We start from the raw sequence: 20,317 nt of genomic DNA, 5'->3' as shown, positions 1-20,317 counted from the left end.
TCCGCCGCTGTCGTCGCTGTCACCGCTGTCATCGCTGTCAGGACCGCCCTCGGTCACGCACGGTGGCGCGCAGGCGCAGGCCGACAGGTGCGAGACCTTCGAGGGTGGTGACCTGGTAGCCGGGCTCCGGTCCGGACGGCTCGCTCAAGTGGTAGCAGCGGGCGGTCTGCGCGGTCAGCAGCGTCAGCATCGCCATGGCCAGGGCCGTTCCCTCGCAGCCGTGCGGACCGGTGCCGAACGAGAGGAAGACCCCGGGTTTCGCCGGCGAGCCCGGATCGTCGAGCCACCGCTCGGGCCGGAACTCGTCCGGCTCCGCGAACTCGCGTGCGTCGCGGTGCGCGGTGTAGGGGCAGACGAGAACGGTGGACCCGGCGTCGATGGTGTAGTCGGCGAGCTGGGTCTGACGCCGGGCACGCCGGGTCAGCAGCCAGCTCGGGGGGTACAGCCGGAGCACCTCGCTCACCAGCGCCTGGGTGTACCGCAGGCTGCCCAGGTGGGTGCTGGTCGTCGCGGCCGGGTCCGCGGGCAGCAGGGCGGCCTCGGCCGCGACGCGTGCCGCCGCCTCGGGGTACAGGGCCAGGTGGAGCAGGATCCAGCCGGCTGCCCGGGAAGGGGTCTCGAAAGTGGCGACCGTGATTCCGGGAAGGGTGTCGAGGACGGCCTCCTCCGGCAGCAGGCCGTAGTGCGGGGAGGGCCGGAGCATCTGACCCAGCATGTCGTCGCCGAGCCCGCCCGACGAACGACGCCGGCGGACGACGGGCCGCAGAGCGTCGGTGAAGGCGGCTTGCTGCCGGGTACGGAACCGCCGGGCCGGCGTGGGAACCCAGCGCGGCCATACCCAGCGGGAGGGGCGTACGAGCACCTCCCGCGCAAGAAAGAGCTGAGAGGCGTAGGGCAGCAGAACGGGAGCGTCCTCGCCGAAGAGATAGTGCACGCCGATCTCCGCCAGGGTGTGCCGGACCGGCGGCAGAATCTCGACGTCCTGGCCCGTGGGCAACCGGTCGGCGAACCGGGCGGTCCGGGGCGCGATCTCCCCGATCCGGGCCGCCACCGCCTGCGCCCGTAGTCCGCGCATCCGGGCGGCGTGAGCGTACCCACGCTCCTCGGGCGTCGGTTCGCCGCTCGACCGCTTCAACGGGGGGAAGAGGGGCGAGGAGGCCTTGGGAAAGTCCTTCGCCCGGCGCAGGACCGCCTCACAGGGCTCGGCCGCGGCCGCTACGTAGACCCCCGGCTCCAGCTGCCAGACGTCCCCGCACTCCGCGGCGCCCCGGCGCGCCATCCCCAGCCGGTCGCGACTCCAGGCCGCGAAGCCGCCCTCGGACAACCGCGGCGGCTCGTTCCTTGCGCCCATGAGACCGTCCCTGGCCCTCGGCAACGTACCCACGACCCGGCGGGCGCCCCTGGGCACCCGCCGGCAGCGTGCTCGCTCCTAGTCGTCGCCGGCGTACGCATCCCATTCGTGGGCCCCGTACGCACCGTAGTGGCGGGTGAAGGACAGTCTCCCGAGCAGCTTGGCGATCATGATGCACTCCTCTCGCCTGTCTTCAGCACCTGATGCCACATCCCTTATTTTCTCATACATCGCATCAGTGATATAGAGCTCTTACCAGACAAATACCCACACACCCGCCACGCGATCACCGCACCCGGCACCCCGACCGCGCCACGGCGGAGGACGAAAGCGGCCCCACGGACACGCCGCCGATGCCGCAGGCCGGCGGTGACTGCGCTGCGCGCGGCGAGGCGTACGTGGGCTTCAACACGGCCTGGGGCCGGTGAAGTTGAACTGCCTTCCGAGCGCTGCCCGCTGCGATTCCTTCGAGCCGAGAGCGGGCGAGGGGCCCATGGAGCTGAAGGTCACCCGCTGGTTGGCGGTATGGGCGTGATCGCGTACGTGAACTGCCTGATGGCACGGCCGTCGGCTGGGCGGACTTGCGGACAGGGGGGCATGACGGTCTCGGTCGCCGAGTATCGCGCCGACGTGACGACCGTGCCGACTCGCCACTTGCGGATCGACCCCGTGCCGGTCCGACCGCAGACGACGTCCATGGCTGAAGCGCTGCCGATGCTGTCGCCCCTGACACCGGCTGACGACCTGTCCGCCAACCGTCCCGGCAGGTCCATCCGAGAGAAGGGGGCGGGAGCGGAGTCGTAACGCTCGGCGCGCCCGGGCTGCGGGTCCGGCACTCCTCCCCTGGGCCCACGAGGTGGATGTCGATCCTTTCCCAATCGGGCCCGGCGAGGTATTCCGCATCGGGCGAGGTATTCCGCATCAATGGGTGGCCATCGCGGCGTGTGACGACCGGCTGGGCGGGATGACTTGTCAGTGCCGTCTCCTATGCTCCGCTCTTGTGCGGCTTGAGCAGGGGGGTTCGAACGGAGGAGCGGCACGGATGGGCGGCGACGAATGGGCCCGCACGGGACCGTATCGGCGTGATCTGGCGGAGGCATTCCAACAGGCGCAGGAAGACGAGCTGGCGCGCGAAAACCACGGCTTCGAGGGCCGGTCCGTCGAGCGACTCTGGCGCGATCCGGAGTGGCAGGAGTACATCTTCACCGGTGGCACGGGAACGGTGCTGGACTTCCCTCTCATGATCGAGGCCGAGGACGCCGACGACGGTCCGTTCATGCGTCCGCTGACCGACAGCGAGGTGCGTGCGTGGGCTCCTCACGGCCGGCCCAGCCACGAGGAGTGGGTCGCCGCCCTCGACGCCGGGCGGTTGGAGTTCCCGGGCCGCGGCCAAGGGAACTGCACGGTGCTCCACCGCGACGGCAGGCCCGTGCAGATCGGCTACTGGGGCGTCACCGCCGACTAGCGGGCAACCGGCAGCGCCTGGCGTCGCGGGCCCCGCACCTGTTCCGGGGCACGTCGTAAGGGGTGCCCCCGGCAGGGACTTCGAGCATGGAGCCGGACGGGACCACCTGTCGGCGGCGGCGGACCGTCGGTCATTCGGCCGACGGCACGCTGTCTGGGCGAGGGCCGGTGCCGTTACCTGTGCAGGCCGCGCATCAGCGCGGCGAGCCCGCCGAAGAACTCCTGGTCGGCCCCCACGTCCCGGGCGTGGTGTGCGGTCTCGGCCAGGAGCGGGAACTCGATCGTCGGCAGAGCCGAGATGACGACCGTGCCCTCGCCCGCCAGCGGGCCCAGGTGCTCGAGCTGGATGGCCCCGATGACGTAACTCAGCAGGGCCCGCAGTGCGACGACACGTCGGGCGCCGTCGAAGCCCGTCTCGGCGAGAACGGTGAGTACGGCTTCCGACCACCGCAGCACCCCGCGGGACCGGTGCCGGTGGGTGATCGTCAGCGGCACGACGGCGGGATGGACGGCGAGGGTGTCGCGCAGGCGCCGCACCAGGACCTCGATCCGCTCCTCCCACGGCGCGTCCGAGGGCGGGGGCTCGGTGTCGACGGTTCCGAGCACGGACTCGACGATCAGCCGTTCGAGTTCCTCGCGGTCGGCCACGTAGCGATAGAGCCCCATCGTGCTCATGCGCAGTTCCTTGGCGACCGCACGCATCGAGAGACCGGCGACACCATCGCGGTCCAGGACGGTGAGGGCGGACGAGGCGACGTGGTCCGGCGTGAGCGAACGGGGGCGAGGCATGACGGTTGACAGCGTACGGCATACGCCTACGCTGGTAGGCGTACGTTGTACGCCTAACGGAAGAGGGGGGATCATGCAAACGTCTCGAAGCCGCACGCGGCCAGGAACCTTAGGACCAGGTGTCGTTGTCGGTGCCCATGACCTGACGGCCGTCTCCGGCGCCCGGATCGCCGTCCCCGACGGTGACCGGCTGACACATCTTCAGTTCCGACGGTTCGCCGGCTGCCCGATCTGCAATCTGCACCTTCAGTCGGTGGTGCGACGACACGCGGAGATCGCCCAGGCGGGAATCCGCGAGATCGTGGTCTTCCACTCGCCCGCAGAGGAACTGCGGAAGCACGTGGCCGACCTCCCCTTCGCCGTCATAGCCGACCCCACCAAGCGCCTGTACGCCGAGTTCGGGGTGGAGTCGTCGCCTCGCGCGCTGCTCAGCCCGCGGGCCTGGGCACCGACCGCCCGGGCCGTCCTGCGCAGCACGTGGAGGATCCTCCGCGGGCGTGAGCGGCCGCCGTCCAGCAGGCCGCACGGCGGTCGGCTCGGCCTTCCTGCCGACTTCCTGATCGCCCCCGACGGCCGCATCCTCGCCGCCAAGTACGGCGAACACGCCTACGACCAGTGGCCGGTCGACCATCTGCTCGAACTGGCGACTCAAACCTCACTGCCATCAGGACCAGGTCCCGAAAGCGCACCATGAGCAACGATCCCTGGCTCACCCCACCGAAGGACCCCGCCGAGTAACTGAGGCCGTACATCGCGGCGATGGGCCTGGTCAACGACGACCCCGGCGTGGTCGTCGACCACACCTCGCACACCGAGTGGCACAACGACGGGACGTGCCCGGACCGGAACGGGACGATCGCCCGTGCCCGCCCTGCGTCCGTCGCGCGGGCCAGGGGAGGGGGACGACTCCACGGACCGACACAACAACATCCCCCGAATCGGAGCCCCGGACTGCCTGTGATCCGGGGCTCCGGTCTGCCCCTGAAGACGAACGCCCACACGCGCCCGGTCGGTCAACGTCCCTCCGTCGAACTGGAACCCACCGACCATCCCCTCGCCATCGAGCAGCGCACCGGCATCACGCAGGACCGCGTGCGCGAGATCGCGGAGGCCGTCCTTCACCCCGGCGACAACGCTTGATCCCAGTGGCCTGACCGGTGCCACACTCCGACCTGCCGCGAACTCGTCAAGATCAACACGCTGTCGCGACGCGATCACCGGCAAAGGGCTGCCTCCGCCCGCATCCGCCTGCACAGACAACAGGACCCCGCGCTCAGGAGATCGATGGACGAGATAGGACAAGTAGTCGTTGCCGCTGGGCATCTGGCACTCAAACCGCGAGGCCCTCGGTGGGCCCATGCCTCCCTGTGTGTCCTGGACGCCGTCTTCTCCATCAATGCCCGCTACGAGCGGCACACGGTCCCGACCTGCCACCGCTACGCGGCCTGGGCCGGCATCTCAGTTCCGATGTCAGGTAGCGCGCAGCTTCCTGTCCCCGACGAGCAACCGCTCCAGAGCTTCGTTACGCACATCCAGACCCACGGTGAAGAGGCTTTCTCTTCCGAGGTCCTACAGAACAGGCAGCGCACACGGGCAAACCGCGATGCCCCACTGAAGGCGGAGGCTGCCCGTCAGTACGCCGATCTCCTGGTATCCCACGGCGTCGCAACCCTTGGCGACGCCAACGTGCTACTCGCTGACTTGGACAAGCTGAGAGCCATTGAGCGTGACCTCGCCGTGGTCGCCGGCCACGGCTCCGGCGCACGACTTGCGTACCTGTGGATGCTCTTGGGAGACGACAGCCGCATCAAGCCGGACCGTATGGTTCTTCGATGGCTGCAAACAGTGCTGCAGCGTACGGTGACCACGGTCCAAGCGGTCAGCATCCTCACCGAGGCTGCGACACGCTTGAGGTGCACACCGTGGGAGCTGGACCACGCGATCTGGGCAAACCAGCGGAAGGCCTGACCGCAACGAAGTACGTGCGCGACTCTGTGAGACCCAGTCGGCAGCCATTCGTACCCTCCTTGGAGAGTCATGTTCGTGACATGTCGAACTAGGGCTCTGACCCGCAAGGGAGTCTCGGGGTGGCGTGATTTCGTCTTGCTCACACACCCCACACGCGCATGCGGGGAAGGGGCGGGGGGCCGCCTCCGGCTGCTGAGGCGTGACGGGGGGCGACGACGTGACAGGCTGCCCCCCAGATGTTGCGGCCTTGTACCCAGGTCGGACAGGGGGACACTGGCGAATCTCGCAGTCTCATTTGTTTGTGCAGGTCAGCGCTTTAACGGGACAGTCGGACACGTGGGACATGTTGCTGAAGGTGCCTGTTTCCCCGATGGCGATGCCTGGCCTGCATGCCGGGGTGGGCGCGTGATGGTTACAGGTCGAAGAGTCGATGGGCAACGGATAGGATGCTGGACTCGGAGCTTGCGAAGTTGCCTTTAGGGCAGGGGAGTTGAGGCGGGGGACGTGGAGGCTGCTCGGGTTTTCTTTGGGCTGTCTGCGGCAGTGCTGGTTCCTTGGGGGCTCGGGTGGCAGCGCTCGCGGCCATGGCGCATGGTCTTCGTCACCGCGATCTCTGGCGGGTACGTCATCGGGCCTTACTGGGGTCAGGGAAAGGCCTGGCTGGCGCTGCTTGCAGCGGTCTTACTCGCTGCCTCGGTGGTGCTCCTCTACAACTCTTCTGGCGTACCTTCAGCTGGGTTCTCAATCACGATCCCAAGTGTGTTCGGTTCGGTACCGACGCCCGCACGTATCGGTGTGGCGATGTTCGGGGCTGCGTCGGTTGTTGCCGTCTGGGTCGCCGGCGCGACGACGACCATGGTGAGCGAGAAGCTGCTGCTAAGCGACAGGGCAACTGTCGTGCTGGCAGGTGGCCTTGTCGCTGTGTTCGCGGGTGGCCCGCTCGCGATGGCCGCGACATTGCCTGTACGCCGCCAGGTCAACACTCTTCAGAGCACCGATCCACAACGGCAGCTGGCTGAAGAGTTCATGACGGGCAGCAGAAGCATCGGCATTCTGGAGCGAGCGCTTCTGTTTGCGTTTCTGGCCGCTGGTCAGCCTGACGCCGCAGCGCTCGCCTTGACGGCCAAGTCTCTCGCACGCGGACCCTCGAGCGACCACGGCAGGTACGCGTCGGAGTACTTCCTGCTCGGTACGCTAGCAAGCGTCATTGCATCGTTGGCCATGGGTATGGCTGTTCGCGCGGCGATCGGGCTGTCCGTCCTGTAGGAGGCGCGTTGGAGCTGAACAAGCATCCCCTCATTGAGAAGCTGCGCTCGCTCCAGTTGCCTCTCTCTGACTTCGTCGTTGCTGGCAGTGGTCCCCTGCTGGCTCATGGGCTGCGCGAGGACGTCAGAGATCTCGACGTCGTAGCGCGAGGGCCCGCCTGGAAGCTGGCCCTTGACCTCGCTGACCCCGTGTTGGCTCCGTCAGGGCACGGGCAAATGGTGCTGCTGTTTGAGGGTTCTATCGAAGTCTTCGACCGGTGGCTTCCAGATGGCAAGGGCCCGGATGAATTGATCGCAGATGCGGAAATCATAGAGGGAATTCCGTTCTGCTCTCTTCAAGATGTTTTTGACTGGAAAGTGCGATCCGGTCGGCGCAAGGATCGTCTGGACATCGAATTGATCAAAGGCTACCTGCGGAAATATTGAGTCCCGGATGAGCTGCGACACCTTGGAGGCCCCTCGTGCGGGCCGGACAGGTGGGACCGTGGTCAGTGCGGCTGTCCCACCTGTCTCCGCAGGTCACCCCATTGCTGGGGCAGTCGGACGGCTGGGACACCACCTGTCCGGCGCTGGCGAGCGCACCTCATGGCACTCGGAGGCCAGTTCGCGCGGAGCCCTAACCAGTCATCTCAGAGAAGCTACGGGAGCGGATCGGGGCGGACGACAACGCCGAGGTACTGCCGTCGGAGGCTGACCTGACGCGTGAGCGCGGTTTCGGACGGACCACGGTCCGGCGGGTAGCGCGCTCGCCGGACCGCCCAAGGTCGCCAAGTCCTGGCGCTCCCTCGGACTGGGCCTGTCCGTCGCCGGAGGCAAGGCATTCGACTCCGTGTCCGTTCAGGGCGGACCGGTGCTCTACCTCGCCCTGGAAGACACCCCGCGCCGTCTCCAGACCGCTTCCTCGGACAGGCGTAGGGGTAAATGGTGCGCCTTCCAATCGGACAGGGAGGCTGTCCGGGGTGCGCGGACAGGCCAGGCGAGCCGGTTGTGCGCCGAGGTGGGGGTGCTCCCGTGTGGAAGGGTTGTGGTGCAGGTGGCCCTCATGGTGACGAGGCCACGCGGCAAGATGAGGATATGACGAATCGCGGTGTGCGCTGGCTGATGGAGTCCGAGTGGCAGTACAGCGTCACCTTCGCCCGCGGGATCACGCCGGACGAGTTGGCTGTGCGGCTCGGCGCTTCACCGGCAGGTGTGAAGCCCCTGGCGACCGACTGGGAAGCCGTCGGGCTTCTTACCGATGCAGATGTAGGCGTCGCACGGGTGGGGGAAGCGCAGGGGTGGGCGTTCGCCGCCGAATACGGGGAAGCCCCCGGGGCCAGGCACGACGTTCTCAAGAGCATTTCGCGCAACGGTGTCGAGGCGGTGAATCTTGATCCCCAGGCATTCCACCCGCCTCCCTTCTTCTCCTACGCCGCCGACAGCGAGTTGCTGTGCTCGTTCGGTCTTGGCGAGGAACGGAGGCGCTGGGGATCCCAGCCGGATCTTCTCCAGGAGGAGCTGGAAGCGGCGGGCATCATTCTTCCGACGGGCGATTACCTTAAGGTGAGCGGCGCGCGGCACAGTCTGCGGATCGCCATGTCGCTAGGCGTGATCGAGAAGCATTTCGGTATCTCATTGCCACGCGATCTGCTGGAGGACGGCAGGCTTCCGCTGGTAGTAGTCAGCGGAAGCCCTTCCCTTGACACACTGAGCGACGACGTTTGAATACATGAGTGAGGGGGGTGGAGTCCGGGCGGATGCCACCCCCCTCATGTGCCACGAGCTGCTGCCCCCAATTCCCAACCGGGGCAATTCTTGTTCGCCAGCTCCGGAAGATCCCTCAAGGGTCTGCTGCACGATCAGGTGGCATCTGAACTGGCTTGCCCTGTAGGGCTGGTGGGAAGGATGTCGCTGTTCCCAAGCCTTATCCGGAAGAGTTCCGCGAGGATGTCGTGCGGGTCGCGAGGAACCGCGGCCCGGGTGTCACGGTGGAGCAGGTGGCCACCGACTTCGCGGTCCACCCGATGACGTTGTGGAAGTGGATGCGCCGGGCGGATATTGACGAGGGGACCAAGCCCGTGGTGCGGGACCGGCGCCCCAGCGCCGCAGCCCGAACGAAGCGGCAGCCCGAACCGCTCGGGGGCTGGCTGGGAGGGGCGTGGTTGACCTGAATGACAGGACATCAGCTTGGGAAGCTAAGGGCATCTAGGGCTTGCTCTCGGGCTGACCCGCGACGGAGCAGCGCCGGGGGCTCGGTGGGCGGTCGAGTGGTTCCCCTGTGTTCCCCGTGGTTCCTCCTATAACCTGGCACACTTCTGGCACGAGCAGTCCGTCCCGAACTACCCCCGGTCGGGCACGCGTTCGGCGTCGCGACTCAGACGCTTCCGTTCGAGGCACGGACGAGGATCATTCGAACCGTGGGCGATGTGCGAGACGGCGTCATCGGTGTATGGCGGGTCGGCCGGTCGGGCCGGCTCATGGGCTACGTGCTGGCCGCCGGCCCAGCGTGCGGGGCGCTGTCCGCCTGGCTGGGCGTGCTCTCCCACCCGGGCACGCAGTCCGTGGGCTCCGCGGGGATCGCTACTGCCGTCGCCCTGGGGTTCGGCCTCTTCGCCTGGTGGGGTCTCCTTCGCATACGCCTGGAACTCACGACGGACATGATCGTCATGGTGAATCCCTGGGGCACTCAACGTCTGCCGTGGTCGCGTGTCAGCTCGGTGCGCCTCGGCAACTGGGGCGCGCAGTTCCACACGACAGACGGGTTCACGTACTCGGCGTACGCCCTGAGTGGTCTGGCAGGTGGAACTCGGCAGGATGTCCGGTTCGCTGATGTGCGCCAGGTCGCTGATGCCCAACTCCACAGTGGACAACAGCTTTAGGACTTCGGATCACTCCTCGGCTCTGCCGGGGATCCACCCGGCAACGTTGGCCATGCCAGACCGCCTAGGAGTGCTGACGTCCGGCGCCGTTGACGTCACTCGTGGATGTCAGACGGTGCACCCTTGTGCGCTGGCTGGCACGATCAACTCGTCGTTGACCTCAAGTGCATCAAAGTCGAGACCGTGGAGTACTACCGAGCAGTCGACGACTGGCTGTTCTCTATCCGCTCGAGTAGCCGGTCTGGTTCGAACGGTGCACTGGATCGGGTGAGTTGACCGGTCGGACGGCATGAAGAAGGGGCCTCTTGGTAGCTCGCGGTTGTCGAATCCAGCGAGTGGTAAGAGGCTCTGGTGATGAAGTGTGGCTCAACTCCGGGGTTCCGGCTCCAGAGGTCGCCGCTCGCGCCGGCCACTCGGTGGACGTCCTTCTGAAGATCTACGCCAAGTGCATCGACGGCCAGGAGAAGGAGATGAACGACCGGATCACGCAAGGACTGAGGGAGGGGGACGGCTCAACGGACTGACACCCGAGCGTGACCGACTGACAGAAGCCCTGGACTGCGAACGGTCCAGGGCGTCGGTGTGCTTTAGGCGGTGCCGTTGTCCCCCGCCAGGGCGGCATTGAGGTGGCGGATCGCACTCGCCAGAAGGGAGAGTTCGTCGACCGGCAGGTGGTCGAGGACTCGCCGACGCGCACTGGCGCGGTAGTGAGGGTGGGCCTCCTCCATGGCGGTGTGGCCCAAGCCGGTGAGGGTGGCGACGATTCCGCGGAAGTCGGCAGGGTCGCGATCCTTAGTGACCAGACCCCGGCTGCGCAGGCCATCGACGACGCGTGTGATACGGCTCGGCGTCAGCCCCATGAGGGTGGCGAGTTCGGACATGCGCAAGCGTTGTTCCGGGGCTTCGCTGAGCCGCAGGAGGACTGCGAAGTCCGTCATCGTCAGGCCGGCGGTGCGGTTCATGTCGTCTTCCAGGGCCCGGGGAAGGGCATGCACAAGGCGACCCAGCTCGTGGAGTAGGTCTGCCTCCTGCGGAGTGAGGGCATCGTCGCGGTGCATGCCCCTCACTGTGCCCGCAGACGTTTGACTACGCAAGTGTCTCGGAGTATCACTTGACTAAGCAAGTGATACTCCAGGAAGGCACCTCCATGAACCCCCTGACAGGCAAGGCAGCACTCATTACCGGCGGCAGCCGAGGCATCGGCGCCACAACCGTGCTGCGTCTCGCACGAGACGGCGCCGACGTTGCATTCACCTACACCAGCTCAGACGCCCAGGCCGAGACCCTGGCAGGGCAGGTCCGAGAGCTGGGCCGAAACGCTGTACCGCTGAAGGCGGACAGCACGGACCCGGCACAGCTGCGCGGCGCTGTTAACGAGGCCGCCGAACGTCTTGGACGGCTCGACATCCTCATCAACAGCGCAGCGGTCATGATTCCGGGCACGATCGACAAACTCAGCGTCGAGGACATTGACCGGACCTACAGCCTCAACGTCCGAGCGGTCATCCTCACCGTCCAGGAGGCTCTGCGCCACCTGCCCGAGGGTGGCCGGATCATCGTCCTCGGCAGCAACGTTGCCGACTACACGCCTTTCCCCGGCATGGCGCTCTACGCCTCCAGCAAGTCCGCCCTCCACGGTCTCGTTCGCGGTCTGGCGCGTGAACTCGGCCCGCGGGGCATCAACGCCGTGCTGGTCCAGCCAGGCCCCACCGATACCGAGGCCAACCCTGCCGACGGCCCCCAGGCACACCGCATGCGGGACCTGACCCCGCTGGGCCGCTACGGCCATCCGGACGACATTGCCGCGATGATCGCCCATCTCGCCGGGGAAGGCGGACGCCACATCACCGGCACCGCCATCACCATCGACGGTGGCCTAAACACATGACGAGAAGCGGGTGGCGGCCTCATTCCTGAGCACTGCCGACGGGTTCCCTGCAGAATGCCCGCATCGCTGCTGACCTGCGGATATGCCTCGGCTTGGCATGGGAGAGCCGAGACCCTCGTCGACCTTGGAACCGTGGCGGAATCGGAGCTGCTTAGAGATCATTCAGCTGGCAGGGCTGGCACTGACTCATTGCTGCACATGGGCCAGGATCCCCTCGTTCACGGGGTATAGGCGTTCACGGGGCAGGAGTTGCCGGGCCATGACCAGGTCCCCGTCCTGTACAAGTTCATGGATCGTATGGGCGAGCGTTGTGACGTCGGTGATGGAGACGATCCACTCGTCGGCGTAGAGACGTGCGGCTTCGCCGTTGAGGCCGAGCTGGAGCGACCGGTGGGGAAGCGGCTGAAGATGCAGGTCGCGTTCGGGGTCCCATTGCACCCGGGCCGGGGCCCGCTTCAACTGGCGCTTCCACGTGGCGCGGTCGGCGTGGAGCCGATGTTCGTAGTGGGACAGGCAGGCGTGTTCCAGTGCCCACTCGAAGCCTTCCCGGGTGATCTCGACGGCGAGGACGGTTTCCTGGCCTTCCTTGGTACCCCACCCGCAGCGGTACATCATCCAAAGGAACGACGGTTTGATCCATGTCATCCGGTCCCGCTGCCACACCGCTGGGAAACGGCCCTCCCGGGCCGCCGGCAGACCGATCTCCGGTGCGTACGCCTGGTAGACGGTGACTGTGGAGTCCGTGTGCAGGGCTCGAATCTGGTGCTCGGGTTCCGACATGCGGACCAGGGTGGACATACCACTTCGCGTGCGCCATCAAATTACCGCGTCCGCGCGCCACGCTTACCTCCAGTCCAACCGGCATCGTCCTTTGCGGGGTCCACGGGCCTCCGCGCAGAGGCCTATGGAACGCCGTCTGACCTGGCACGAAGCCCCTCAAGACCAACACGCTATTACAACGTGATCACTGGCAAACGGCTGCTTTCGACGGCATCGGCCTGCACATGCAACAAGACCCCGCACTCAGCCATCTGGCCGGTCACGGGGTCTGTTGGCACCTCACACGAAGTGCCCCCGGCAGGATTCGAACCTGTGCACACGGCTCCGGAGGCCATCAGGGACCGTTGCGCTTTTGAGGCGCTGACCTGCGGCGGAGGGGCGGTCCTGGTCTCCGCTGATGGAGATCATTACGCCCCTATTACGTGGGCGGCCTGTCGGGCGGTCCGTCCGGCCCGTATGGTCGAAGCATGATCTCGGGCAGCAGCGGGGGACCGGACGGCGGCGGCACAGAGTTCACGGCGGAGGGCTTGGAGCCCGTACTCCAAGAGGCCTGCGCGACGGCCGGACTCGACTCCCGCGGTGCCGAGCTGCTGCGGCTCGGTTCGAACGCGGTCTATCGGCTCACCTCGTTACCCGTCATCGTCCGCATCGCGCGTGATCGATCCGTCCTTGGGGACATGGACCGGGCCGTGAGTGTGGCCCGGTGGCTGGAGACGCAGAACTTCCCGGCTATGCGCGTGCCGGCATCGGTCACGCAACCGCTGGTCGTCGGCGGCCTGGTGGTGACCTTCTGGGAGAGCGTTCAAGACCGCGAGGAGTACGCGACGGTCGCTGAACTGGCCGACCTCCTGAGGCGCCTCCACTGGCTTGAGGAACCTGAATCCCTCCGCCTCCCGTACTTCGACCCGCTGGCCAAGCTGGCGGCCTCGCTGGATGGTCTGGACGGCATCTCGGCAGAGGACCGGACGTTCCTGGACGAACGAGCGGCACGCCTCGCCAAGGACTACGACCGACTGGACTTCGTCCTTCCCTTCGGCATGATCCACGGTGACGCCAGTATCGGGAACATCCTCCGTCACCGGGACGGGCACGCGGTGCTCATCGACTTGGACGGCTTCGCTCTCGCCGCGCGCGAGTGGGACCTGATCCAGACGGCGATGTTCTACGACCGGTACGGCTGGCACACAGAGGTGGAGTACGCGGAGTTCGTTCACCGGTACGGCTTCGACGTGATGAACTGGCCCGGGTACGAGACCTTGGCGGACCTGCGTGAACTGATGATGGTCGCGTGGCTCGGCCATCAGGTCACGACCAGCGACTCTGCCGCTGCGGAATTTGGTCGGCGGGTGCGGTCCCTTCGCACCGGAGAGGGGCGAGACCAATGGGGTCCGTTCTGAAGACGCGGCGATGTGTGGATCAGACAACGACATGATCGCCCGAGGCGATCCATAGCCTGTTCTCCCTGACCTGCTCGGTGAACGTCTGCACGTCCGCACTGCTGCTGGCCACTGCGAGGTTCCGTCGGAACTCGGCAAGGTAGCTGACGCATCGCGCCGATTTGAGCTGTTCGCCCAGGTCAAGCGCATCGAGTGCCACGCGACAGGCCTCCTCGACGTCCCCGGCGCGTAGGTGGGCGTCGGCGAGAACCATGGTCGCGAAGAAGTCGCTCCGTACGTGGCTGCCACTCATGGCGTTCTCGGCGTGGGCGACGGCTTGCCGGGCGCTGTTGACGTCACGGAAGCAGTGGGCGGCTTCTGCGGCAAGCTCGGCCTCGTCGAAATAGCTGATCCACTCGGGCTCGTCGTCGTTGTTCCGGCTCTCCAGTGCCTTTGTGGCGGCACTCAGGGCGGCTTCGCAGGCCCGGATGTCTCCGGTCCGGGCAAGCGCGCGTGCCTCCATGGCGTGGAACTGGGCGCGAAGCGTGGGAGTGGCCACGGGAGAGATGCCCATGAGAGCAGCACGGGCGAGCGTCGCGGCCTGCGTATACCGGCCGAGAAACGTTGCCTGATGGCTCATGGCCGACAGGATGCTTCCGGCGAGTCGGCGGTCATTGGCGTCCTGGGCCAACCGGAGAGCTTGGAGGAAGTACCTCTGTGCCAAGCCGTGCCGACAGGCGTCGTAGGACATCCAACCGGCCAGGAGCGTTGCCTCCGCAACGGTCGAGAACAGGGCCCGGCCGACCTGCTCGGTGTATTGGCCGCGCAGCAGCGGCGTCACTTCGGTACTGAGGTACTGGATGGCTGCGTGCCGCGCGTGATCGCCACCGAATCGGTCGTCTAATTCGGCGAACATGTCGGCGGTGGTCTTGATAGCGCCCACGTCTCCGAGACCGACGCGCATACCGTTCTGCCGTTGCCTGGGAACGGCTGGCTCGGGTGCCACCAACCACCGGAGCGAAGCTTCGTTCCAGGCAGGTTCGGAGGGCTCGGCCTGGAGCAGGGGCTCATACCGGTTGAGATCGGCCCGCCACAGTTGGCCGACGGCTTCGATGGCGCCCTCGGGGCTTTCCGGATAGCCGGCGTCCAGGAGCCCCGTGTCCCGCTCGCCTTCGTGGTTCAGCCCGAGTTCGGCGGCACTGAGGTCGTACGCCTCGCACAGCAACGGACCGTAGAAGTCGTCCGGCGCGCTGTGCCCGTTCTCCCAACTGGCGATACGGCGCTTCACGCTCGCATCTGACGGGAGCTGGTGGCCACGACGCGTTGCGGCCTGGCGGAGTTCGCGCACCAACCGCGGCTGACTCCAGCCTCGAACCACACGGGCTTGCCGTAAGCGAACGCTGGTCGGCTCCATCGAAGACGTGACCGTTCCCTCCGCACTGGCCCGTTGGCGCAACTCTTGGGCGCGTGACTCCTCGACCCTACGACCGAATGTACGCGCTGCTCATTGCTGAGCGCTGCAAGTAATCGGAGATCGTGAGCGATTGCAACGTGACGGGGGATGACGCGTGCGCGGGTGACGCGTCATCCCCCGTCACCTCTCGTCATCTGCCCTGGCCAGGGTGGTGCCCCTGAGTCTGGACACAGGGCGGCATCGGGGCCGCAACTGAGTCTGACCGAGGTGAGATGACGTGCAGAGGATGACCAGGAGGGGCATCGAATGGCTCTCCGCGGCGGCTGACGATCCGGAGGGGTGCCGCGCCACCTGGATCGATGACCCCCGTGCACCGTACATGCTGCCGACCGGCCGCTACTTCGACGTGGTGACGGTCGATCAGCGGGTCGGCATGGAGACCTTCGACCAACTGCTGCGCCGGGGCCTGCCGTTCGGCCCTACTGTCCTCGATCACAAGGCACAACGTGTGGGCTTCTTCCTGGGCTCGCGAAGCCAGGAGACTTTCCTCCACTACCTCGCACGGGAAGAGGGCACCGCACCCGCCTACCGCTACCTGAGCCGCGGCTCCGCGGTCGTCGTCCCTGGCCCCATTCCCCTGCGCGGGGACCGTTACGAGTGGCTGCGCGCCCCGGCCCGGCGGCCGATGGCCAACCCGCTCCGTCCGGTGGCCCTGGCGACCATGCTCGTCGCCTCCGCCGAACTGCTGGCTCGGGTGGACCGGTACGGCGAGCGCTACCGGGCCGCGGACACCTTCGGCCTCTCCGCGATTGAGGGGGCTCCGATCGATGGGGCAGGATGATGCCACCGACCGGCACGACGCTGCCACCTGGTCACCGTTGGACAGTGACGGTTGGTATGCCGCGCGTAACGCCACTACCGCCCTTCGGGACGCTCTGATCCTGGCGGGACTGGAGAAAGACTTCCCTTATCTACGGGCCGAATTGAATGCTTTCGGGCATGGCTTGGTCGAACTCGGGCGCGTGTCGCCGGCCACCGGGGAGCGACTGGCGGAGCTGCTGAGGCTGGCGCTGGCTTCGGGCTTGAAGCGGCTAGCGGAGAGCGGCGACGAGACGACCGAATCTCGTGAGGAAAGGGGCTGAACCATGACCGACCGATGGGGCGTAGTCGCCAAGCGTGCGGAGAACCTGATGCCCGGCGTCCCCTACATCCGCGGCTGGGCACAGGCTCGACGCAGCGCCGGCGCCCTGGCTGAGCAGCTGACAGCCCTGGGCTTGGAGTCGGACTTTCCCGGCCTTGCGGCTGACGTGAACGTCTCGGGCGACGGCTTGGTACGCCTCGGCAGCATCCGTCCGGAGGCAGCGCTGATGCTGGCCGAACTGATCGCGTCGGGCCTCACGACGGAGACGGCCACCCACGTTGATACGAGGGAGGAGGGGATGATGGCTGCCCGTCGAAGCCCGTCCGCTGTCTGATCACTTCGACTTCGGAACTCCGGCTGGTTGCGGTCCGAGAGTGCTCCTGCGACCGGTCGGCTTGCCCCGTACGTCCCGCTTCCCCCGGCGGATGACGTACGGGGCCACTTGCTAGGCCCTATGCCTCTGCGCCGTCGGTCTGCCGCTCGGACGGGACCGGCGCCCCAGCGCCGCAGCCCGGACGAAGCGGCAGACCGACGGCGCCCGCGGTCTGGCTGGGACGCTCGTAGCTGACCTGGCATGAGAGGACATCAGCCTAGGAAGCTGCGAGCACCTTTTGGTGGATCGAGCCTTGACCTGGGCGAACGGTGTCGCATGGGGCCTGGTTGGGCGGGGCAGCTTTCACCGTGGTTCCCCGCCGTTCCCTGCTCAGTCTGGTGCGGTCGTGGTGCGCACTCCTGACCTTGACTACGCTCCGCGCTACGATCTGCGATCGCGCGGACACGTTGGCGTTGGGGGCGCGGCAATGTTGGTGGAACTTTTAAGCGGGGCGGCCGTCGGCTTTCTTGGGGGGCTGACGACAGCCTGGCGCATCGTAGCCAAGGGTGCTGCTCACGCCTGGCTAGACGACCTCCGTGACCAGGTCAAGGTACGTAAGGCCGATCGCCGTAAGAAGCAGGCGATCCGGCATGCAAAGTTGGACTGGGAACTGAGCGCCGAGTCGGAAGCGGCCCAAGCGAAGCAGAAGCAGGCGGCTGCGGCTGCCGAAGCGGAACGGAGGAGGGTTCGCCGCGCCCATTCAGAACTCAAAAGGGCCCTTCCACTCGCGAACGAAGCGGTTCGAACCCATACGACTGAAACTTTCGTGGGTGCACTGGAGTACACGGCGCGATCCTGGCCGCACGTAGCAGCCGAAGCAGCTACCGAGCGCGACAAGCTCACTAAGCATCATGCTGTCATAGAGCAGTTGAGGGGCCAGGTGGAGAAGCTCGCCACCCTAGGAGTCGATCTCAAGTGCCCCATCAAGGACTGGAGCCAGGCGCACTCAATAGATCTCCGAACCCTGGCTGATGAGATCGACAAAGCTGCTAAGGCTTACGCCCTAAAGGTCTGACACCAACTACTACGCAGGCGCCCCGGAGATGTAACCCCACTTTAAGAGTTCGATCAGCAGTCAGGGCGCCCGTGGTGCCTGCAGGACCGGATGGCAGCGACCGGCCGCCCCAGGGTTTCCACGTCTGCTGTCGTTGATGTCAGACGTGGATGTCAGCTGTGAAAGAGCCTCGAGTTCGGGTAGGGTGCCAAGTTGCCATACAGCCCGTCCGGCCCCCTCTACTCCCTTCAGTAGACGAACCATCCGTCTCGGTACGGCTGGGCCATGCCGAGGACTTCGAGTTCGTAGCGGTTGTCGAGTTCGAGGCCGCAGGTGTAGCAATCAAAGTAGTCAGGGAACTCCCCCCTCCAGCGGCTTCTCCCCTTCTTTGCACGACGCTTGGGCTGGTTACCGAGGGATGCCGCGACATCACCCTCTGCGCCGCACACAGGGCACTTCACCGACCGGTAAACGCACTCGCCGTACTCGCTCCTGTCGGCCTCTGGCTCCACCATGTCGGCCTTCGCGATTTCTTCCGGTGTCTTCCCGTAGTAGACGAAGCGGTACAGCTTCTTGGCACACCTGACCTTCACGGCCACTGCTATCTGGGCAGTTTGGAAGCTCTCGCTGCGGAAGTCTTCGACCACGGGTTCCAGGAGCCCATCTTCCCAGGTCTCCAGTTGCGGCCCATCGGTAGCTTCGACGCCTGCTCCCTTGAGAGCCTGCTCTGCCGCGCTCTGGGCGTCTCGCTGCATCTGTTCGAGGTCCAGGCGGGTGTCTGTCCATGGCCCCCAGAAGGTTGGGATGTCTTCTTGAAGATCTGCCAGGACAGCGTCCGCCACGGTGACAGCGATGGCTAGGGCGTCATGGGTAACGGCGTCGTCGTGTGCGCCGAGGTGCGCCACACCGTTTCGGGCCGTCAGGAGTGGGTCAAGCTCGCGTTCTTTGACCGGCATGGTGATCAGATTGGCGGCACGCTTGAAGGCGTCCAAGGCTCCGATGGTTTTGACTTTGGTCGCGGGAGAGGCTGCGTAGGTGCTCTGACCGGTGGCGTGGAGGAGACTATTGAAGTCACGGCCGTCGACGAGAAGGGATGGGTGGCGGGCGGCGAGGAGGGCCTTCAGTAGGTGTTCGGTGCCAATGCCGCCATGGAGTACCGCCATGTCGTTGTCGCTCGTGCACCAGGCGCTCATGGCGCGGTTCATCTGGCGTTGCGCGGAGGCGAGGAGGCTGGTCTTGTCCATACCCGTGGTCCTATTCAGATGGCTGGGCTACCGCCAGGGGTGGGTCCGGTCCGCAGCCCAAGCTGCAAGGCCCGTCTGTCGGTCACCGAGTGTGGAAATGCTCGCTGTCACCCAGGTACCGAGTGAAGCCCCGCCTGAAGAGGTCGGCTGCTTCGGGGCCTACGTCTTCAGCGGCGTAGCCGGCGAGGGCTGCTGCGATGCCAGCGTGGTAGTGGAGGTCCAGGCAGGCGGACCTGAAGGCCTCGCTGCCCACCGGACTACACAGTCCGTCACGGGGCATGGTGCACTGTGCCGCTGCTGCGGCACTGAGTTGAAGGATCTCATCCTTGCTTCGCGAGCTGTTGACCATGCGCTGACGGTAGCCAAGGTCGTGCAGCTATGTACCAGGAACCGTAGAGACCCCTTCTCTCAGGGCGCCGCCAGGTTCAGGCGACATGCAGGCAGCTACGCCCTGTTCCAATGACTAGACGACTCGCGGCATTATGGACGGCCATGGATCTTCAAGGCGTAGGTGCCATCGCATCTGCTCTCGTGGCCCTTGTAGGCATACCTGCCGCCATCCTGATTGGGCGCGCTCAGACCCAAGCAGCCGTACTCACGGCCGAGCTCGGGGCTGAAACGGGTCGAGCGCAAGCACAAGCTGCCACCCAGGTGGGGATAGCACAGGCCGAGGCCACCTACCGCGCAGCCCTCGACGCTTCGCGTAGCCAAGCCAAGGCCGAGTATCGCCAGTGGCGTCACACGCTGAGGCGCGAAGCGTGGGCAACGTTCGCAACGGCCGTGAATGACGCCACCGTAGCTGCTGGTGATCTGGTCATGAAGGCGGGACCCAATGAAGATCACGCCAGGCTGAACAACGCTGTTACTGCGGCTGTTGACGCTGTGAAGTTCGCCCACTCTGTGGTTGTGCTGGAAGGTCCCGCCCATGTGGCAGACGCAGCCGGCCGTGTTCGTGATGGAGTCACTGCCGTTCTCCTGGCCGCAGCCAAGGCTTCAACTGTCGCACGGGCAGATGCCATCTTGCGTTCGGTAGAGAAGGGTGAAGGACCGGATGGCATAACCGCTGACCATGCCTTGGCTGCACGGGACGCCCTCCATGATCTGAGGGCGGCGGCACGAGCCCGGGCGGAGGCCAGCAGTTACCCAATCAGCGCAGCAGGCGCGCGCAATGCAGCCGTGGCCGAGGCTCAAGCTCTCGTACTGACGACTCTGGCGCAGTGTGGCGTCATGGGGAGGCGAGCCACCTCGTTGATCGACGATGCAAGGCACGGTCTCCCCCCAGACAACCGGCGACAGGCCCTACGCGAGGCGGAAGCTGCTTTGGACCGGACTCTTGCAGAATGGATAGGTGAAGCCCGCGACTACCTGGACGCGGACGCGCAGACCTGAACCCGAGGCAGGGGGCGGACTCC

21 protein-coding genes and 3 pseudogenes are annotated in these 20,317 nt (G+C 66.2%); 18 read left to right on the top strand and 6 right to left on the bottom strand.

Going from position 1 to position 20,317, the window contains the following annotated elements; all coding sequences use genetic code 11:
- Nucleotides 1–37: 37 nt before the first annotated feature.
- Nucleotides 38–1,351 (bottom strand): cytochrome P450, encoded by a 1,314-nt coding sequence (locus AB0472_RS23400; RefSeq protein WP_366358563.1) that lies wholly within the window; start codon nt 1,349–1,351, stop codon nt 38–40.
- Between the two features lie 1,042 nt (nt 1,352–2,393).
- Between AB0472_RS23400 and AB0472_RS23395 the strand changes: the two genes are divergently transcribed.
- Nucleotides 2,394–2,816: a hypothetical protein gene (locus AB0472_RS23395; protein WP_366358561.1), complete on the top strand. Its 423-nt coding sequence runs from the start codon at nt 2,394–2,396 to the stop codon at nt 2,814–2,816.
- 173 nt (nt 2,817–2,989) lie between these two features.
- Here AB0472_RS23395 and AB0472_RS23390 read toward each other — a convergent pair whose 3' ends face one another.
- Nucleotides 2,990–3,604: a TetR/AcrR family transcriptional regulator gene (locus AB0472_RS23390; RefSeq protein ID WP_366358559.1), complete on the bottom strand. Its 615-nt coding sequence runs from the start codon at nt 3,602–3,604 to the stop codon at nt 2,990–2,992.
- A 253-nt stretch (nt 3,605–3,857) separates the two neighbouring features.
- On the opposite strand from AB0472_RS23390, the gene AB0472_RS23385 reads away from it, so the two are divergent.
- The 10 genes and pseudogenes from AB0472_RS23385 to AB0472_RS23340 all read left to right on the top strand — a co-directional run.
- The gene (locus tag AB0472_RS23385) at nt 3,858–4,298 is read left to right on the top strand and encodes an AhpC/TSA family protein (protein WP_366358557.1); all 441 of its coding nucleotides are present in this window, start codon (nt 3,858–3,860) and stop codon (nt 4,296–4,298) included.
- A 287-nt stretch (nt 4,299–4,585) separates the two neighbouring features.
- Nucleotides 4,586–4,744, top strand: a pseudogene (locus AB0472_RS23380) (DUF2199 domain-containing protein); the annotation flags it as partial.
- A gap of 144 nt (nt 4,745–4,888) precedes the next feature.
- Nucleotides 4,889–5,572: a hypothetical protein gene (locus AB0472_RS23375; protein WP_366358555.1), complete on the top strand. Its 684-nt coding sequence runs from the start codon at nt 4,889–4,891 to the stop codon at nt 5,570–5,572.
- Nucleotides 5,573–6,163: 591 nt separating this feature from the next.
- Entirely contained in the window at nt 6,164–6,838 is a 675-nt protein-coding gene (locus tag AB0472_RS23370; protein ID WP_366358553.1) for a hypothetical protein, read from the top strand.
- An 8-nt stretch (nt 6,839–6,846) separates the two neighbouring features.
- A complete protein-coding gene (locus tag AB0472_RS23365; RefSeq protein ID WP_366358551.1) occupies nt 6,847–7,263 on the top strand; it encodes a hypothetical protein in 417 nt (138 codons plus the stop codon).
- A gap of 325 nt (nt 7,264–7,588) precedes the next feature.
- Nucleotides 7,589–7,915: pseudogene (locus AB0472_RS23360) on the top strand (AAA family ATPase); the annotation flags it as partial.
- On the top strand, nt 7,912–8,541 hold the full coding sequence (locus tag AB0472_RS23355; RefSeq protein WP_366358549.1) for a DUF6461 domain-containing protein: 630 nt from the start codon (nt 7,912–7,914) through the stop codon (nt 8,539–8,541). The pseudogene AB0472_RS23360 and the gene AB0472_RS23355, both read left to right, overlap by 4 nt.
- Before the next feature lie 155 nt (nt 8,542–8,696).
- On the top strand, nt 8,697–8,987 hold the full coding sequence (locus tag AB0472_RS23350; RefSeq protein WP_366358547.1) for a transposase: 291 nt from the start codon (nt 8,697–8,699) through the stop codon (nt 8,985–8,987).
- 246 nt (nt 8,988–9,233) lie between these two features.
- Entirely contained in the window at nt 9,234–9,695 is a 462-nt protein-coding gene (locus tag AB0472_RS23345) for a hypothetical protein (RefSeq protein WP_366358545.1), read from the top strand.
- A gap of 362 nt (nt 9,696–10,057) precedes the next feature.
- Nucleotides 10,058–10,219: pseudogene (locus tag AB0472_RS23340) on the top strand (site-specific integrase); the annotation flags it as partial.
- A 63-nt stretch (nt 10,220–10,282) separates the two neighbouring features.
- On the opposite strand, the gene AB0472_RS23335 reads toward AB0472_RS23340, so the two are convergent.
- Nucleotides 10,283–10,753, bottom strand: coding sequence for a MarR family transcriptional regulator (locus AB0472_RS23335; RefSeq protein ID WP_366358543.1), 471 nt, complete (start codon nt 10,751–10,753; stop codon nt 10,283–10,285).
- An 89-nt stretch (nt 10,754–10,842) separates the two neighbouring features.
- On the opposite strand from AB0472_RS23335, the gene AB0472_RS23330 reads away from it, so the two are divergent.
- The gene (locus AB0472_RS23330) at nt 10,843–11,583 is read left to right on the top strand and encodes an SDR family oxidoreductase (protein WP_366358541.1); all 741 of its coding nucleotides are present in this window, start codon (nt 10,843–10,845) and stop codon (nt 11,581–11,583) included.
- A gap of 186 nt (nt 11,584–11,769) precedes the next feature.
- Here the strand turns inward: AB0472_RS23330 and AB0472_RS23325 are convergent, their stop codons facing one another.
- Complete coding sequence (locus AB0472_RS23325; RefSeq protein WP_366358539.1) at nt 11,770–12,363, bottom strand: DUF4291 domain-containing protein; 594 nt, start codon at nt 12,361–12,363, stop codon at nt 11,770–11,772.
- 467 nt (nt 12,364–12,830) lie between these two features.
- Between AB0472_RS23325 and AB0472_RS23320 the strand changes: the two genes are divergently transcribed.
- Entirely contained in the window at nt 12,831–13,760 is a 930-nt protein-coding gene (locus AB0472_RS23320; RefSeq protein ID WP_366358681.1) for an aminoglycoside phosphotransferase family protein, read from the top strand.
- Between the two features lie 19 nt (nt 13,761–13,779).
- Here the strand turns inward: AB0472_RS23320 and AB0472_RS23315 are convergent, their stop codons facing one another.
- Nucleotides 13,780–15,027: a hypothetical protein gene (locus AB0472_RS23315; protein WP_366358538.1), complete on the bottom strand. Its 1,248-nt coding sequence runs from the start codon at nt 15,025–15,027 to the stop codon at nt 13,780–13,782.
- A 403-nt stretch (nt 15,028–15,430) separates the two neighbouring features.
- Here AB0472_RS23315 and AB0472_RS23310 point away from each other — a divergent pair, with 403 nt between their 5' ends.
- The 4 genes from AB0472_RS23310 to AB0472_RS23295 all read left to right on the top strand — a co-directional run bounded on the left by AB0472_RS23310 (nt 15,431) and on the right by AB0472_RS23295 (nt 17,682).
- Nucleotides 15,431–15,994, top strand: a complete 564-nt coding sequence (locus AB0472_RS23310) for a bifunctional DNA primase/polymerase (RefSeq protein WP_366358536.1) — start codon at nt 15,431–15,433, stop codon at nt 15,992–15,994.
- Nucleotides 15,981–16,295, top strand: coding sequence for a hypothetical protein (locus AB0472_RS23305; protein ID WP_366358534.1), 315 nt, complete (start codon nt 15,981–15,983; stop codon nt 16,293–16,295). Before AB0472_RS23310 ends, AB0472_RS23305 begins: the two co-directional genes overlap by 14 nt.
- Before the next feature lie 3 nt (nt 16,296–16,298).
- The gene (locus AB0472_RS23300; RefSeq protein WP_366358532.1) at nt 16,299–16,628 is read left to right on the top strand and encodes a hypothetical protein; all 330 of its coding nucleotides are present in this window, start codon (nt 16,299–16,301) and stop codon (nt 16,626–16,628) included.
- A gap of 385 nt (nt 16,629–17,013) precedes the next feature.
- Entirely contained in the window at nt 17,014–17,682 is a 669-nt protein-coding gene (locus AB0472_RS23295) for a hypothetical protein (RefSeq protein WP_366358531.1), read from the top strand.
- A 227-nt stretch (nt 17,683–17,909) separates the two neighbouring features.
- On the opposite strand, the gene AB0472_RS23290 is transcribed toward AB0472_RS23295, so the two are convergent.
- Nucleotides 17,910–18,905: a hypothetical protein gene (locus AB0472_RS23290; protein ID WP_366358529.1), complete on the bottom strand. Its 996-nt coding sequence runs from the start codon at nt 18,903–18,905 to the stop codon at nt 17,910–17,912.
- A 492-nt stretch (nt 18,906–19,397) separates the two neighbouring features.
- Between AB0472_RS23290 and AB0472_RS23285 the strand changes: the two genes are divergently transcribed.
- A complete protein-coding gene (locus tag AB0472_RS23285; protein WP_366358527.1) occupies nt 19,398–20,294 on the top strand; it encodes a hypothetical protein in 897 nt (298 codons plus the stop codon).
- Nucleotides 20,295–20,317: the final 23 nt, after the last annotated feature.

The sequence above is a fragment of the Streptomyces sp. NPDC086777 genome (assembly GCF_040702065.1).
Lineage (GTDB): Bacteria > Actinomycetota > Actinomycetes > Streptomycetales > Streptomycetaceae > Streptomyces.
Note: the sequence above shows the minus strand (reverse complement) of the source record. Positions and strands in the feature narration are given on the sequence as shown.

What these genes read in the sequence shown, in the direction of transcription:
- AB0472_RS23400 (WP_366358563.1), bottom strand. Translation starts at nt 1,351, where the DNA reads ATGGGCGCAAGGAACGAGCCGCCGCGGTTGTCCGAGGGCGGCTTCGCG.
- AB0472_RS23395 (WP_366358561.1), top strand. Translation starts at nt 2,394, where the DNA reads ATGGGCGGCGACGAATGGGCCCGCACGGGACCGTATCGGCGTGATCTG.
- AB0472_RS23390 (WP_366358559.1), bottom strand. Translation starts at nt 3,604, where the DNA reads ATGCCTCGCCCCCGTTCGCTCACGCCGGACCACGTCGCCTCGTCCGCC.
- AB0472_RS23375 (WP_366358555.1), top strand. Translation starts at nt 4,889, where the DNA reads ATGGACGAGATAGGACAAGTAGTCGTTGCCGCTGGGCATCTGGCACTC.
- AB0472_RS23370 (WP_366358553.1), top strand. Translation starts at nt 6,164, where the DNA reads ATGGTCTTCGTCACCGCGATCTCTGGCGGGTACGTCATCGGGCCTTAC.
- AB0472_RS23355 (WP_366358549.1), top strand. Translation starts at nt 7,912, where the DNA reads ATGACGAATCGCGGTGTGCGCTGGCTGATGGAGTCCGAGTGGCAGTAC.
- AB0472_RS23335 (WP_366358543.1), bottom strand. Translation starts at nt 10,753, where the DNA reads ATGCACCGCGACGATGCCCTCACTCCGCAGGAGGCAGACCTACTCCAC.
- AB0472_RS23330 (WP_366358541.1), top strand. Translation starts at nt 10,843, where the DNA reads ATGAACCCCCTGACAGGCAAGGCAGCACTCATTACCGGCGGCAGCCGA.
- AB0472_RS23325 (WP_366358539.1), bottom strand. Translation starts at nt 12,363, where the DNA reads ATGTCGGAACCCGAGCACCAGATTCGAGCCCTGCACACGGACTCCACA.
- AB0472_RS23320 (WP_366358681.1), top strand. Translation starts at nt 12,831, where the DNA reads ATGATCTCGGGCAGCAGCGGGGGACCGGACGGCGGCGGCACAGAGTTC.
- AB0472_RS23305 (WP_366358534.1), top strand. Translation starts at nt 15,981, where the DNA reads ATGGGGCAGGATGATGCCACCGACCGGCACGACGCTGCCACCTGGTCA.
- AB0472_RS23300 (WP_366358532.1), top strand. Translation starts at nt 16,299, where the DNA reads ATGACCGACCGATGGGGCGTAGTCGCCAAGCGTGCGGAGAACCTGATG.
- AB0472_RS23290 (WP_366358529.1), bottom strand. Translation starts at nt 18,905, where the DNA reads ATGGACAAGACCAGCCTCCTCGCCTCCGCGCAACGCCAGATGAACCGC.
- AB0472_RS23285 (WP_366358527.1), top strand. Translation starts at nt 19,398, where the DNA reads ATGGATCTTCAAGGCGTAGGTGCCATCGCATCTGCTCTCGTGGCCCTT.